Source organism: Bacillus sp. z50 (genome assembly GCF_058313585.1).
In genome coordinates, this window is the sequence record NZ_JBZFQL010000006.1 from 222,201 (window position 1) to 237,543 (window position 15,343).

General features: G+C 38.1%; 16 protein-coding genes and 1 riboswitch. Of the genes, 8 read left to right on the plus strand and 8 right to left on the minus strand.

All coding sequences use genetic code 11. The annotated features are described in order from the left end of the window. Positions 1 to 23: 23 nt before the first annotated feature. Genes AC4G3N_RS16530 through AC4G3N_RS16540 form a run of 3 tightly spaced genes read right to left on the minus strand, consistent with a single transcriptional unit; the run spans position 24 to position 2,961 of the window. Complete coding sequence (locus AC4G3N_RS16530) at positions 24 to 1,025, minus strand: LLM class flavin-dependent oxidoreductase (protein ID WP_491090690.1); 1,002 nt, start codon at positions 1,023 to 1,025, stop codon at positions 24 to 26. 27 nt (positions 1,026 to 1,052) lie between these two features. Next, positions 1,053 to 2,135, minus strand: coding sequence for a tetraprenyl-beta-curcumene synthase family protein (locus AC4G3N_RS16535; protein ID WP_066109162.1), 1,083 nt, complete (start codon positions 2,133 to 2,135; stop codon positions 1,053 to 1,055). A gap of 22 nt (positions 2,136 to 2,157) precedes the next feature. Then, complete coding sequence (locus AC4G3N_RS16540) at positions 2,158 to 2,961, minus strand: alpha/beta hydrolase (RefSeq protein WP_066109165.1); 804 nt, start codon at positions 2,959 to 2,961, stop codon at positions 2,158 to 2,160. A 110-nt stretch (positions 2,962 to 3,071) separates the two neighbouring features. Here AC4G3N_RS16540 and AC4G3N_RS16545 point away from each other — a divergent pair, with 110 nt between their 5' ends. Next, positions 3,072 to 3,602, plus strand: coding sequence for a gamma carbonic anhydrase (locus AC4G3N_RS16545; RefSeq protein WP_066109168.1), 531 nt, complete (start codon positions 3,072 to 3,074; stop codon positions 3,600 to 3,602). Between the two features lie 103 nt (positions 3,603 to 3,705). Continuing rightward, on the plus strand, positions 3,706 to 4,557 hold the full coding sequence (locus AC4G3N_RS16550) for a C39 family peptidase (RefSeq protein ID WP_077248188.1): 852 nt from the start codon (positions 3,706 to 3,708) through the stop codon (positions 4,555 to 4,557). Here AC4G3N_RS16550 and asnB read toward each other — a convergent pair. Next, a complete protein-coding gene (asnB, locus tag AC4G3N_RS16555; RefSeq protein WP_491090694.1) occupies positions 4,554 to 6,449 on the minus strand; it encodes an asparagine synthase (glutamine-hydrolyzing) in 1,896 nt (631 codons plus the stop codon). The genes AC4G3N_RS16550 and asnB overlap by 4 nt on opposite strands. A 196-nt stretch (positions 6,450 to 6,645) precedes the next feature. Continuing rightward, positions 6,646 to 7,845 (minus strand): methionine adenosyltransferase, encoded by a 1,200-nt coding sequence (gene metK, locus AC4G3N_RS16560; protein ID WP_066109177.1) that lies wholly within the window; start codon positions 7,843 to 7,845, stop codon positions 6,646 to 6,648. Between the two features lie 133 nt (positions 7,846 to 7,978). Beyond that, positions 7,979 to 8,107: riboswitch (SAM riboswitch) on the minus strand. 378 nt (positions 8,108 to 8,485) lie between these two features. On the opposite strand from metK, the gene pckA reads away from it, so the two are divergent. Further along, positions 8,486 to 10,075: a phosphoenolpyruvate carboxykinase (ATP) gene (gene pckA / locus AC4G3N_RS16565; protein WP_139892774.1), complete on the plus strand. Its 1,590-nt coding sequence runs from the start codon at positions 8,486 to 8,488 to the stop codon at positions 10,073 to 10,075. A gap of 136 nt (positions 10,076 to 10,211) precedes the next feature. Here pckA and AC4G3N_RS16570 read toward each other — a convergent pair whose 3' ends face one another. Both AC4G3N_RS16570 and AC4G3N_RS16575 read right to left on the minus strand, forming a co-directional pair. Further along, complete coding sequence (locus AC4G3N_RS16570) at positions 10,212 to 10,454, minus strand: DUF2584 domain-containing protein (protein ID WP_066109181.1); 243 nt, start codon at positions 10,452 to 10,454, stop codon at positions 10,212 to 10,214. Positions 10,455 to 10,472: 18 nt separating this feature from the next. After that, on the minus strand, positions 10,473 to 11,303 hold the full coding sequence (locus tag AC4G3N_RS16575) for an alpha/beta hydrolase family protein (RefSeq protein WP_066109183.1): 831 nt from the start codon (positions 11,301 to 11,303) through the stop codon (positions 10,473 to 10,475). Positions 11,304 to 11,415: 112 nt separating this feature from the next. Here AC4G3N_RS16575 and AC4G3N_RS16580 point away from each other — a divergent pair, with 112 nt between their 5' ends. From AC4G3N_RS16580 to AC4G3N_RS16590, 3 genes are read left to right on the plus strand one after another with little or no spacing between them, the layout of a single operon-like run. Beyond that, positions 11,416 to 12,423, plus strand: a complete 1,008-nt coding sequence (locus AC4G3N_RS16580) for an ABC transporter substrate-binding protein (protein ID WP_373925505.1) — start codon at positions 11,416 to 11,418, stop codon at positions 12,421 to 12,423. 20 nt (positions 12,424 to 12,443) lie between these two features. Beyond that, entirely contained in the window at positions 12,444 to 13,211 is a 768-nt protein-coding gene (locus AC4G3N_RS16585) for an ABC transporter ATP-binding protein (RefSeq protein WP_491090699.1), read from the plus strand. Beyond that, positions 13,201 to 14,016 (plus strand): ABC transporter permease, encoded by an 816-nt coding sequence (locus tag AC4G3N_RS16590; RefSeq protein ID WP_066109189.1) that lies wholly within the window; start codon positions 13,201 to 13,203, stop codon positions 14,014 to 14,016. The genes AC4G3N_RS16585 and AC4G3N_RS16590 overlap by 11 nt, the downstream gene beginning before the upstream one ends. On the opposite strand, the gene ytkD is transcribed toward AC4G3N_RS16590, so the two are convergent. Continuing rightward, a complete protein-coding gene (ytkD, locus tag AC4G3N_RS16595; protein ID WP_066109192.1) occupies positions 14,011 to 14,484 on the minus strand; it encodes an RNA deprotection pyrophosphohydrolase in 474 nt (157 codons plus the stop codon). The two genes, AC4G3N_RS16590 and ytkD, sit on opposite strands and share 6 nt — an antisense overlap. Positions 14,485 to 14,729: 245 nt before the next feature. Here ytkD and AC4G3N_RS16600 point away from each other — a divergent pair, with 245 nt between their 5' ends. Beyond that, the gene (locus AC4G3N_RS16600; protein WP_066109196.1) at positions 14,730 to 14,972 is read left to right on the plus strand and encodes a DUF6154 family protein; all 243 of its coding nucleotides are present in this window, start codon (positions 14,730 to 14,732) and stop codon (positions 14,970 to 14,972) included. Positions 14,973 to 15,128: 156 nt separating this feature from the next. After that, on the plus strand, positions 15,129 to 15,302 hold the full coding sequence (gene ytzI, locus AC4G3N_RS16605) for a YtzI protein (protein ID WP_139063879.1): 174 nt from the start codon (positions 15,129 to 15,131) through the stop codon (positions 15,300 to 15,302). Positions 15,303 to 15,343 lie beyond the last annotated feature (41 nt).

Sequence of the window (15,343 nt, forward strand, 5' to 3'; positions counted from 1 at the left end):
ATTGACTAATGGCAAATCCACTATTATTTCAACAGTTCTTTGGCAATTAATCTGAAGGAGTTTTCTTTAGCCTCGTATGAATGGGTGATTGTCACAAGCATAATTTCATCTGTAAAGAAGCGTTCACTCAGCTCTCTAATTTTTTCTCCAATCATTTTAGGAGAACCGATAATCATCTTGCTTCTGTTGTAATCAATCCGAGCTTTCTCAAACTGCGATAATGACATTTCATGAATTTCTTTTGGGTGAGGTGTTCCCTCTCTTATAATTCCCTGTGAAAGAAACAGCATCGATAAATCCAATGAACCAGCCAGATATTCTGCCTCTTCGTCCGATTCCGCACAAACTGTAAATACAGTAACCATACCTGATGGATTCTGTACTAACTCTGTAGGTCGAAATGTTTCATGGTAATGCTTCATATTTTCTTCAGCATATTCACTGTTAATAAACAAAGCAAAATTATAGGGTATACCCTTATGAGCTGCAAGAGCTGCGCTAGATGAACTAGATCCAAGCATCCACAATTCCGGCGGAGATGTAATGGTAGGTGTCGCCGATAACCCATATAGAGGATGCAATTCCGGTATTTGATCATAGAGATACCAGGATAACTCATCTACCTGGTCAGGAAAACGATGCAGTTCCTGTACTCTCCCCTCCTGCAACGCTCGCGTTGCTCTTGGCATCCCTCCAGGAGCCCTGCCGATTCCCAAATCTATTCTTCCTGGAGCTAAACCAGATAATACTCTGAAGTTTTCAGCTACTTTATAAGCACTGTAGTGAGGCAGCATAACACCGCCTGTTCCAACTCTTATTTTATCTGTTTGAGCAGCAATCCATGTTGCCAATATCTCAGGCGAAGATCCTGCCAAGCCTTGACTATCATGATGCTCGCTGACCCAAAATCTTGAGTATCCCCACTCCTCAGCCAATTTTGCCAGTTTGACCGTATTAGCAAGTGCCTGCTCTGAAGGCTCTCCAACAGAGCGCGGTGACTGGTCTAGAATACTTAATTTCACCATTCTGCTCCATCCCCTTAGTATTGAATGCTAGACTCGCCTATTCTTTTTCATTCTCTTAAACGCATGATACAGCTTACTATTCCAATAAAAGAAATACGCTGAACGGCCACCCAGGCTTAACATTTTTTTAGTATATTGCTTAACCGACAACTGGTCTTTCACCTTGGAATCGGCTAGATAAATACCCAATAATCCCTGGTTAATCATGCTGTGGAACTTGCTGTCCGGTATTTTTGTGACATCTAAATTCGCTTTTTCAACAAAATAACAAAGTCTATCAATCAGTTGCTCTTCCGTTTCGTAATAAAAACAGAAATTTAAATCGTCGCCTTGGCGATCCTCCTCCTGATCAATAAAATAGTCCAACATAATATGCAATCCTTGCACATAAGGAAAATAAGATTCATATATGTCTTTCCCCAAATGTTCAGTAAAATTATCACGCACTGCATATGAAACTAAACAAAAGATGCCCAGAGTAGATCCTGCACAAGCACTGAATTCATACCATGACAAACCTTCTGGAAGCTGCTGTTTATTTTCATTGAACCAGGTTTCTAATCTATGTACCCGTTCTTCCCACGTAACATGCTTATGTATTTGTAAATCACAATAAAAGGTGCAAAGCTTTTTCAAAAAAGGCTCGATATGTTGATAATGCACCATATTTGAAAGAACAGATTGACAGGTTTTTACTAACTCGACTAAATACCCGCCATCTTCCTGCTCCTCTCTGAGTTCATAATAATTTCTCGTCAGGGCCTCCGGATTAAGAGCATCCTTCATAGATTGATGCAATAGCGTAAAATCATTAGGATCAAGTGAGGTACTGCGGTCACATAGATTATCAAGATAATCACTGATTGTTTGATACGCAACAATAAATCGAATGACATCATCTTTTTTTTCACCTGCTGCGAGAGCTAATATAGAACCACCCTCGCAATGAAAAGTTTTGTGGGCAATACTGGATAAGGCCTGTGTACGCAGCTCTTCATTAGGGATTTTTTCTGCCTTTGCCTGCCAACTCGCGAGTTCCCGATGAACAACTGGAAATACATTTCTGTATACATTCTTTACTAAGCTGATATCACTAGTGGGTAATTTCATTTGTGTCCCATCTCCTAACCCCTTAAACGATATACCCTATATTGCGCAATCTCGCTTCAATAAAGCTCTTTGCATATAGAAATACATCTTCTCTCTCTGGCTCATTAAATATTTCATGATACAGCTTAGGCCATTCTTTATAATGCTTTTCGGATGCCGGAAAGTAGTTAAACCATTCTCTAACCATAGCCTTGTCCACTATTTTGTCGTCCCCTGCCTGCATAACAAGAACAGGAATATCCGGGAAATCCTCATCAAAATCAAAGGCATCCTTCATAGCTGAAATTAATTCACGATACCATCTGACTGATACACTTGTGATGTAGAGTGAATCGTTCAAATCAAATTCAATAACTTCTGGATTTCTCGTTGCCATTTCAACCGTTAATCCTGAAGGTTTTTTATATGTAGGATAAACAAGATTTAAAACCTTTGACATGGATTCAAGTAATTTTGGAGGATGAATTAATGTTCCAAAGCATGGTGAAGATAGGATAATACCCGCTAAATTATATTCTTTAAGTTGAAGCATGTTAATGATGATGAGTCCTCCCATGCTATGACCCAGCATGAATACAGGCAAACCAAATGTATAAGCCTCGTTCACCCATGAATCAACCTCATCAATATAATCCTCAAATGAATCAATATGCCCTCGATTTGCACGTGAAGTCATTCCCTGACCTGGCAAATCTCCAATAATTACGTGATACCCTTCTGATAGCCATCTTTCAATTAACCATTTATATCTGCCTGAATGCTCCATGGCGCCGTGAACAATCACGATTACACCATAGGCTTTCCCCTCAGCTTCCCACTTTTTCATAGATGAACTCCTCCTGTATGATGTTTAGCTTTATTTTATTTACACTGTACCGCTTTATATGTACACTTTTATTAACTATCTATTTTACAGTAGAAAACGGAGGTTTTGTAATGAAATTATATCAATATATAGATAAAATTCCTTCCATCGATCAAACTGCTTATTTAGCGGATCATGTAGTTATCAGTGGTGATGTCACAATCGGTGAAAATTCAAGTGTTTGGTTTAACACAGTCATTAGAGGTGATGTCGCTCCTGTGATTATCGGTAAAAATGTTAATATTCAAGATAACTCAGTCCTCCATCAAAGTCCCAACAACCCATTAGTCCTGGAAGATAATGTAACGATAGGCCATCAAGTCATTCTCCATAGTTGCCATGTGAAGAAAAATGCTTTGATTGGGATGGGCTCCATTATTCTTGACGGAGCTGAAATAGGAGAAGGTGCCTTCATCGGTGCAGGCAGTTTAGTATCTCAAGGTAAAAAAATCCCACCAAACACACTCGCTTTCGGCAGACCTGCTAAAGTAATTCGTGAATTAACAGATGATGATCGTAAAGACATGGAAAGAATAAATAAGGAATACGCAGAAAAAGCACGCTATTATTCAAGTATACAACCTTTAAAAGAGAATAACTAATTATCATTCCTCATTAGGGTATACTCTTTATTGTATACCCATTCCCTTTATTATTTAGCTATAAATGATACACCTTTTTAAAATCAATTTCAGGAGTAGGATTATGAATACTTTCATTTTGATTTTCATGTTATTTAGTATCATTTCAATCATTTTGGTCCTATGGCGTCAATATCAGCCACTATCTATTTTGATTGTTATCTCTTTGATAGGCACTTTCCTGTATACAGGCTGGAAGGTCTATAACTCAAATTACTCCTTTGCTCATCAAATTAATAATATGATTGATAAGTCAGTAAGCTTAACAACTTCTATTACCAAAGATAATCGACCTGCAAAACCTCCTGCCAAAGATAAAGTACTTCTTGATGTGCCGATCGTTAAACAGCAGCCCGAGCTCCCAAGAGGGTGTGAAGTAACCAGCCTGGCTATGCTTCTTCAATATTCCGGATTGGATGCTGATAAATTAAAACTTGCCCAGCAAATAAAAAAAAATCCAGCTAAAATAAAAAAAATAAATGGTGAAATCCATTACGGTGATCCTAATGATGGATTTATTGGAGATATGTATTCAACTAATAAACCTGGCCTCGGAGTGTATCATAAGCCTATAAAAAAACTTGCTGAGCATTATATGCCTGGCAAAATAATCGATTTTACCAATGGAGATTTCAACCAAATCAAAAAGTATCTCTCAACCAATCGGCCCGTCTGGGTTATCATAAATACAGCCTATGAAAAACTGGATCCATCCTATTTCCATACTTGGAAAACACCAAATGGGAAAATATCGATTACTTATAAGGAGCATTCTGTCGTAGTGACGGGATATGATCAGCATTATATTTATTTTAACGATCCCTTAACAGGAATTAAAAATAAAAAAGCACCCTCCGCTGATTTTGAAAAAGCGTGGGTGCAAATGGGAAAACAGGCTATAACCTATAAAGATTAATGGATTGGGTCACTTATCATATCCTTTTCAGCTAATGCCTGGAAAGGATATTTTTCTTCGACATATACAGAGTACCATATCATAAATACCAATACAGTCCATAGTTTACGGCTATTATCCGCTTTACCTGTAACATGATTATTGAACAGATTCATAATGACTTGCTTATCCAGCAAATGATCTGTTTGGCTTTCTTTTATTATTGTAATCGCCCATTCATACATTTCATTTTTTAACCAATGACGGATAGGGACTGGAAAACCAAGTTTCTTACGATTTAATACATGGTCAGGAATGATTCCCTCTGCAGCTTTTCTAAGTATATATTTGGTCGTTCCATGAGCAGTTTTTAAATCAGTTGGAATTCCGGATGCCACCTCAAATACTTTTTTATCAAGGAATGGCACTCGAAGCTCAAGAGAATGTGCCATCGTCATCTTATCAGCTTTTACTAATATATCTCCGCGCAGCCATGTATGAATATCAATATACTGCATTCTGCTCACATCATCATATTCGGGTGTTTCTGCGTAGAACGGATGTGTTATCGTAGTATAATCCAGCTTTGATTTATATAATTTGAATAATTGCCCCTTCTCTTCCTCCATAAACATCTTGGCATTTCCAAGATAGCGTTCTTCAATCGGCGTACAGCCGCGCTCTATAAAACTTTTGCCTTTTACACCTTCAGGCATCATGGCAGCAATTCTTTTTAGCGCTCTTTTCATAAGTACAGGAATTTTATTAAACATGGCTAAGGATTGAGGCTCACGGTAAATATTGTATCCTCCGAATAATTCATCCGCTCCTTCACCTGACAGAACAACCGTTACATGCTTTTGCGCTTCCCTTGCCACGAAATATAAAGGAACACAAGCGGGGTCTGCCAACGGGTCATCCATATGCCACATAATTTTCGGCAGTTCCCTCATATATTCCTGCGGCGATATAATATAGCTGATATTCTCTACCCCAAGCTTGTCAGCTGTTTCTTTAGCTACATCAATTTCACTGAAACCATTCTGTTCAAATCCAACTGAGAATGTTTTAATTCCAGGATGAAATTCTTTAGCTATGGATGCGATGATTGTAGAATCAATTCCACCTGAAAGAAATGAACCAACGGGTACATCACTGCGCATATGCATGCTGATACTGTCATACATCACATCTTGAATTTCTTTAATCCAATCTGGTTCACTGCGCAGAATAGGTTTAAATTCTGCTTTCCAATATTGGCGGATTTCCATAGGTTCTCCAATTTTCTTTGTAAAGCAATGTCCAGGCAATAATTTTTTCACATACTTTGTCATCGTTGCTGGTTCTGGAGTAAATTGGAAGGTAAGATAATGCTGCAGAGACACATGATCCAATTCTTGTTTTTCTATAGCGTGTATAATACTTTTCTTTTCAGAAGCAAAATAGGTCTTATCCCCATCTTCCTTATAAAAAAATGGTTTAATCCCAAATGGATCACGGGCACCAAAAACAGATTTCTCCTGTTTATCCCAAATCACGAACCCAAACATCCCACGAAGCATTTCAACTGCCTTTTCCCCATATTGAACAAATGCCGCCAGGATTACTTCAGTATCTGAATTTGTAGAAAACGCCATGCCTTCCTTTTCCAGCACTACTTTCAATTCCAAGTAGTTGTATATTTCTCCGTTAAAAACAATCCAATAGCGTTCATTTTCATACGTTAAGGGCTGATGTCCACATTCAATATCAATGATGCTTAGTCTTCTGAAACCAAGCTGGATATGTTCATCTATATAATACCCCTCGTCATCTGGCCCTCTATGCGTAATCAAGTCATTCATACTTTTAATTAGTTCTGAATCCTGATTCGCTTGCTGGTGATCATGCATACATCCTACAAATCCACACATTATTATTCACTCACTACCTTTACTTTCGACTGTTTTTCTTTAAAAATATCAAAGGATTAGATTTTAGATATAAGCTAGGGTCCCGACAAAATATGATCCATTATACCCGATATCACAACTTCCTAATATTACCATATTTAGACAAAAAAAGAAAGAGGGGTTATCCCTCTTTCTAGAAATGTTTATGCTGTTTATCTTAGATGTTAGCTTCCGCACGCAGTACTTCCACTTTATCTGTTTTCTCCCAAGGAAGATCTAAATCATTGCGTCCAAAATGTCCGTAAGCTGCTGTTTGTTTATAGATCGGACGTCTTAAATCAAGCATTTTTATGATCCCTGCTGGGCGTAGATCAAAGTTAGCACGTACTAATTCAATTAATTTTTCCTCTTCAATTTTCCCTGTACCGAACGTATCAATAGAAATAGATACTGGTTGCGCTACACCAATCGCGTAAGCCAGCTGAACTTCCGCTTTATCTGCAAGACCTGCTGCTACAATATTTTTAGCTACGTATCTGGCTGCATAGGCAGCAGAACGGTCTACTTTTGTAGCGTCTTTACCAGAGAATGCTCCGCCACCGTGACGTGCGTATCCACCATACGTGTCTACAATGATTTTACGGCCAGTCAAGCCTGCATCCCCTTGTGGACCTCCAATAACAAAACGGCCCGTTGGGTTAATAAAATATTTAGTTTGTTCATCAATAAGGTGAGCAGGAACAACCGGTTTAATTACTTGTTCTTTTAAGTCTTTCTTAATTTGCTCCAGTGTTGTTTCCGCGTCATGCTGAGTAGAGATAACGATTGTATCAATTCTTACCGGATTTTTATTTTCATCATATTCCACTGTGACTTGTGTTTTTCCATCAGGGCGCAAGTATGGAAGAACTTCTTGTTTACGAACCTCAGCCAGCTTTCTAGATAATTGGTGAGCAAGAGAAATAGGAAGAGGCATTAATTCTTCTGTTTCGTTGCAGGCAAAACCGAACATAAGACCCTGATCTCCCGCCCCAATAGCTTCAATCTCTTCATCTGACATCGTGCCTTCTCTTGATTCCAAAGCTTGGTCTACACCTTGGGCGATATCTGCAGATTGTTCATCAATAGAGGTTAAGACAGCGCATGTTTCTGCATCGAAACCATATTTAGCACGTGTATAACCGATCCCTTTGATTGTGTCACGCACAATTTTTGGAATATCCACATAAGTAGAAGTAGTGATTTCTCCCGCTACTAAAACTAATCCAGTGGTAACAGATGTTTCGCAGGCTACCCTCGCATTTGGATCCTTTGCTAAAATTTCATCCAAAATGGAATCAGAAATCTGATCGCAAATTTTATCCGGATGACCTTCTGTTACAGATTCTGATGTAAACAAATGTCTCTTATTAGACATGTATATTTCCTCCTTCAGTTTCCCTGTTTATGGCTACTCATTATCTTTAATTATCTCCTGATTATACGAAAAAAGACCTTTCCCCTTTATAAAGAAAAGAGGAAAGGTCTGAGTCTCAGAAATCTGCCTTTCACTCTCATCGTTCAAGGCATTATAACCTTGCATCAAGTTAGCACCTTTGCGTGATTTCCATTATAAGGAATCAAACTGCAGGTTGCCCCGGCTTCATAGAGCTCGTCTCTCCACCGAGTCTTGATAAGAGTATCCATATCAAATGTATATAATATCTTATCCATCATTTTCTGTCAATAAATAAACAGGAATATATTGTTAAGATAAACCTTTAGCTTCATCCTTTTTCTAAAAGAAGTACAGTCAGAACTTAAAATTCGCATTTCAATTATGATATTGATATAATTAATTTACGAATATTCAAATAAATATACTTTATTATTTATCCATCAATATTGACTAATATCCCTATTCTTTCACCAATGAAAACAATAATAATTATTCTTATATACTATATTAAACCATATTTTTGAAAATTAACACAATTAGTATGGATAAATCGATTAAATGTGTTATACTATTTTCCATATAATATGCTTACCAAAATTCTGGAAAAGGATGATACCTTATGAACAGTGTAGGAGTTTCCAATGAATTGAAACAATTACTTACTCATGATAATATTCACATTCAGCTTTCAGTGCCACAATTAGTTGAAAAAGTATTAACCAGAAAAGAGGGCATCCTCACATCTACTGGAGCGATTAAAGCCGAAACAGGTAAATATACCGGCAGATCTCCAAAGGATAAATATATTGTAGAGGAAGCTGCCACTAAAGATAAAATAGCCTGGGGAAGCGTCAATCAAGCAATATCTGAAGACGCATTCTCTAAATTATATGATAAAGTTATCGATTACCTCGAAAAACGAGATGAATTATTTGTATTTAATGGGTTTGCTGGGGCTGCAACAGACTACCGCCTTCCTATACAAGTAATCAATGAATATGCCTGGCACAATTTATTTGTACATCAGCTGTTTATCCGCCCCACTAAAGAAGAGCTTGAAAATCATTCTCCTGAGTTTACTATTATCTCAGCACCAGGTTTTAAAGCAAACCCTCTCGTGGACGGTACACAATCTGAGACGTTTATCATCATTTCTTTTGAGAAAAAAGTCGTCTTAATTGGAGGCACCGAGTATGCAGGTGAAATGAAAAAATCCATTTTCTCAATCATGAATTACCTGTTGCCTGAGAAAAATGTGTTCTCTATGCATTGTTCAGCAAATGTAGGTTTCGAGGGAGATGTAGCTCTTTTCTTTGGCCTATCCGGCACTGGAAAGACTACTTTATCAGCCGATCCAAATCGCCGCCTTATAGGTGATGACGAACATGGCTGGTCTCCTGATGGTGTATTTAATATTGAAGGCGGCTGTTACGCAAAATGCATCAATCTCACACAGGAAAAAGAGCCTCAAATTTTTAATGCCATACGCTTTGGTTCTGTACTAGAGAATGTGGTTGTAGATGAAGATACGAGAATTGCTGACTATGATAATGGAATGTTAACTGAAAATACCCGGGCAGCTTACCCTATCGAAGCCATGCAGAACATCGTCACACCTAGTATAGCGGGCCATCCCAATACAATCATCTTTTTAACTGCTGATGCTTTTGGTGTTCTGCCTCCAATCAGCAAGTTAACCAAAGAACAGGCAATGTATCATTTTCTAAGCGGTTATACGAGTAAATTGGCAGGAACTGAACTCGGAATCACTTCACCACAGGCTACGTTTTCTACCTGCTTCGGTTCACCATTCTTACCATTGCATCCAACTAAATATGCTGAGATGCTTGGCAAAAATATTGAGGAACATCAAGTTCAGGTATATCTGGTTAATACCGGTTGGACTGGAGGAGAGTATGGGACAGGTAGCCGCATGAAGCTTTCTTATACACGATTGATGATTCAAGCTGCATTGGAAGGAGAACTAGCCAATATCGAAACGGTACAAGACAGAATATTTGGCTTAGCGATTCCTTTACACGTACCTGGAGTACCTGATGAAGTTTTACAGCCGCAGAAAACGTGGAAAGATCCAGAAGCCTATTATGAAAAGGCGAATGAGCTTGCACATAAATTCAGAGAAAATTTCAAGGAATTTAAAAATATCAGTTCTGAAATTGAATCTAAAGGTGGACCAATTACCTTTTAAAGAACTAGCGGTGTCTTAGGAAGCCAAAAAGAAATGGCTTTCCTGAGGCACTATTTTATTTGTCTAAATTTAAAAACAAACCCACCGCCCAATGTAATTCTGGATGAAGGTTTGTTTTCTTTAGTTTCTATTCAATTTAGTTACTGGAATTTAAAGAAATCAACTCATATGTAATGGTTGTGCAGTTATTTTCCCATTCCACTTTTTTTATCCGTGCCGTTCCTCTCGATTCTCCATCCAGAGTTTTTCGGATATCAATCGGAATTTCAATTGGATATAGGCGGTATCCTTCTTTTTTTAGGACGAATAGATTTTCCTCAACCCTTTTTTCATTAGCCTTTGTCACTATAAGAGTATTCAATTCCATTGGCATACCCAATTCTCTCACTCCCCTGCTTCATTTATTTATTTCAATGGTATCATTTGAAGCGGCTTCTTTCATCCATTTCGTTAAATCCGTGACGATTTGCCGATTTATTCTAGGAGGTAGATAATGTGTATAGTCCTTAAGGTACCACACATCGACGCTCTTGCCGAGATCCTGCAGTCTGTTTCTTAATAGATTGGCATGTTCAACCGAAACGTTCTTATCCTTCTCGCCATGAATAATTAGAACATTACATGGTATTTTTTCAATTTCATACAAGGGTGTACGGGCTTTATATTCATCCGGCACCTTGTTTGGCGTACCTCCAATGACCCTTTTCAGCATTCTTCTTAAATCAATTCTCTCTATGTAGGTCAGAACCATATCGGAAACTCCCCCCCACGTGACAAGTGAAGCAGCGTCCTGGCAGTATATAGCTGTCCACAAGGCCATAATCCCGCCTCGAGAAAATCCAAAAATATGGACCTTTTTTGGATTAACCTTGGGATGTTGCTTTAAAAGTTCAAAACCTGCAATAGCATCCCAACGATCTTCTCCTGCAAAATCTTCCTCTCCTTCTCCACCCTGGTTGCCACGATAAAAGGGGGCAAAAACAACAAACCCCTGACTTGCGAATTGAATGATACGCCCTGGACGGACCTTCCCAACATTTTTAATGCCTCCGCGTAAATATAAAAATCCGTCCATTATTTCATCATTTTTTTTTGGCTCAGCTAATAGCCCCTTAACCCTTAACCCATTCGATAAATACGTGACAATATATAGATTTATATCCGGATGTGGCGATGGATATCGACTTCTATCTACGATACTACCTAGCGATGATTTTACTTCATCCATAATCCGGGCTCCTTTACAAAGTTCTATAGGCATTCACACAAATATATACCACACATACAATACGATTAACTACACTTTGGCATACATACTGCCTACTAAGGAGGAAATTCCCTTGAAATATTATCTTAAAACCAGCTTCTTCTGTATGCTGTCCATTCTGCTCATCTTTAGTTTATCGGCCTGTAAAGAAAATAAGTCGACTGAAGAATTGACAAAAGTCAAAGTAGCAGAAGTCACACGCTCTATTTTTTATGCACCTGAATATGTCGCCCTGGCCAAAGGATTTTTTAAGGACGAAGGGCTTGATGTAGACCTGCAGACTGCATGGGGCGGTGATAAGACAATGACTGCTCTACTATCAGGCGGAGCTGATATCGTGCTTGTTGGCTCAGAAACTTCTATTTATGTTCATGGACAAAATTCAAGAGATCCTGTTATTAATTTTGCCCAATTAACTCAAACAGATGGAACTTTTCTTGTATCTAGAGAAAAAATAGAGGAATTTAACTGGAACATGCTAAAGGGCAGTACATTTCTCGGACAGAGGAAAGGCGGTATGCCACAAATGGTTGGAGAGTTTGTACTGAAAAAACACAGCATTGATCCTCAAAAGGATTTGAAATTAATTCAAAATATTGATTTTGCCAATGTCGCCAATGCCTTTGCATCAGGAACAGGTGATTATGTACAGCTATTCGAACCTCAGGCAAGTGTTTTTGAAAAAGAAGGAAAAGGACATATTGTCGCTTCCTTTGGAAAAGAATCCGGCCATGTTCCATACACCACCTTCATGGCAAAGGAAAGCTATATGAAGGAAAATGAAGATATCGTTAAACGTTTTACAAAAGCGATTTATAAAGCACAAAAATGGGTTGAAGAAACAGATTCCGCTGAAGTAGCAAAAGCTATTCTCCCATATTTTGAAGATACAGACGTAGAGATTATTGAAATGGCCATTGACCGTTACAAGTCACAGGAGTCCTTTGCCTTAAATCCAATTCTTGATGAGGAAGAATGGTTAAATCTGCAGGATATCATGAAAGAAGCAGGAGAAATCGATTCCTATATCGATCATAAAACACTCGTAAATACAGAAATCGCTGAAGAAGTTTCAAAATAGGAGCTAAGGAGGCAGGGATTATGCCTTTATTGTCGATAGAGAATGTATCTCATCTCTATTTATCTAAATCGCAAACATCAATTGCTTTAGAGAATATATCAATGAGTATTGAGGAGGGAGAATTCATCTCCTTCCTTGGCCCAAGCGGCTGCGGTAAAACAACCCTTCTATCCATTATATCTGGCCTTTTTAAGCCAACCGAAGGAAGTGTTAAGCTATACAGGAAGGATGTCCTCATCCATCGCCAGGATATTGGATATATGCTGCAGCAGGATTATTTATTTCCCTGGAAGACCATTAAAGAAAATATATTGATAGGATTAAAATTATTAAAGCAGCTCGACCAAAAGCACGAAGAACAAACCATATCACTATTAGAAGAAATCGGCCTGAAGGATGTATTGACTAAATTTCCAAGGGAGCTATCAGGAGGAATGCGCCAACGAGTTGCCCTAGTTAGAACTTTGGCCACTAACCCTACTCTGCTCCTCTTAGATGAACCTTTTTCTGCTTTAGATTTACAAACCAAACTAAAGCTTGAAGATATCGTATCAAGTACATTAAAATCGTTTAAAAAAACGGCTATTTTAGTTACTCACGATATAGGAGAAGCAGTAGCCATGAGTGATCGTGTCTTCCTCCTCTCTCCAAAACCAGGAAAAATTCACAAAGAATTTGATATTCCAAACGAGTTAAAAGGGCTATCCCCATTTAATGCAAGAAATCATCCAGCCTTTTCAGATGTGTTCCAGCTTATATGGAAGGAGATGGAGCAGCTTGACGGATAATAAACTTAAAATTAATACCCTTCACAAGAACTATATCCAACAATTAAAAACCAACCAGCATAAAGTATGGCTGTATCAGGGTGTTATCTTTGTTTTATTTTTTGCTCTTTGGGAAATAGCCAGCCATTTTTACTGGATAGATCCCCTCCTGTTCAGTTCACCTTCCAATGTCGTTGAAATGCTGATTGAAAAAATACAGGATGGCAGTTTGCTCAGCCATCTCGGACTTACCTTGTTCGAAACAGTCATCAGCTTTATTTTAGGCACTCTACTAGGGACACTGCTAGCTGTTGCCTTGTGGTGGTCTCCAATGCTTTCAAAGGTCCTGGATCCCTATTTAGTCATCTTCAATGCTATGCCTAAGGTAGCCCTTGGACCCATTATTATTGTGGCGATGGGCCCTGGATTAATATCCATTATCACCAATGGAATCATTATCTCAGTTATCGTTACGACTATAGTCGTCTACACGAGCTTCAAGGAAATCGATCCCAATTATATAAAGGTAATGGAAACGTTTAATGCTCGCCGCATGCACATCTTCAAGGAAGCTGTCTTGCCGTATTCCTTTCCAGTCATTATATCGACACTAAAGGTTAATGTTGGTTTAGCCTGGGTTGGTGTCATAGTTGGAGAATTTCTTGTTTCTTCACAAGGACTTGGCTATCTAATCATTTATGGATTCCAGGTATTTAATTTCACCCTTGTTTTAATGGCATTACTCGTTATAGCTGTATTTGCAACGATTATGTATAAAATGGTCGAGTTTGTTGAAGCTAAGTTAATCCGCGACCGCTTATCATAAAAATTTTAACCGGCTTATTTTATCCAGACATTTCAAAACAACCTGATCCTTCATAATGAAGCTATATTGGGTGCTCGTTTGAAAATCATGTGGCAGTTCTGACAGTAAAACGGGCCCTTCTGTTTCCAGATAATCTTCTTTCTTCGTAAGGGCAGTAAGCTCGGCATAAAATACTGCTTTAACAAAGGAACCCGCTGGGTCGAGTACTTTATACTCGCCAATTGGAATTAACTGCTTTGCTTCTCCCCCTGTTTCCTCATATACTTCACGTATGGCAGCCTGAACAGGGGTTTCATTGTTTTCCACCTTGCCTCCGGGAAATTCAAGCCCTCTTTTGGAATGGTTGGTAAGAACCCATTTCCCTTTATAGCGGCATATGACGAATACATGACGAGCTTCTTTTTCAAATTGACCTTGTTCATCATGAAAATAGACATTATTTCCATGGATATCCTTAAATATGTCCATCTATCTCTACACTTCTCTCTTAATTGTTTCTTTCAATTATAGCAAAACTGGCTCTTATATAATTTATAAGGAATAAATCAATTAGAAGCTTACTTTTACAACACACTTTCTTAAAAATATAACAAATATAGTCATGAAGGATGGAATCAATAATATTTTCAATATAAGTAGAGTACATTTATAAAGGTTGGGGTAAATAATTACTATATGAATCGTGATCTAAAAATTGAAAGGAGTTCTTAGCAGTGAATTTCATTGATGAACTATACCAATTGTATCGAGATAAACTAACTGGCGATGATGAAGATATTGATATTTTGGCTTTAGCCGTTTTAGAACAGCTTGATCGTAAGGATGTTATGCAATTAATTAATGAACTGGAAGATCGGGAGCTATATAATTTAATGGGGATATACATAATTGATAGCCTTAAAAAGCGATTTGCAAATGATGATGTACAGCCGCCTGTATCAAAATATTTGCACTAAGATAGGATTACATAGCGAAACCTTCTAAAAATAGGAGGTTTTTTTAGTTTTTTAAATAAATTCACAGAGACCCCGAAAAACGATATGGTAAGATATAGGTCATTTCTATGTAACAGCAATGATATAATAGAGGTCATAAAGACTGGGGGAAAGCATATGGGGATGACAGGAATATTTATAATAGGGGCAATTATTATAGTCCTAATAATAGGGGTTACTGCACTTGTCACAACAAAAGCATACGAATACAAGCACACTATTGATCCATTAGATCAAAATCCGCATTTGAGTGGTAAAGAAGAGGTTCGCACATCTGAACCACATGAATAAGCGCAAAAAAGAATCCCCAGATAAAAAGGGGATTCGACTTT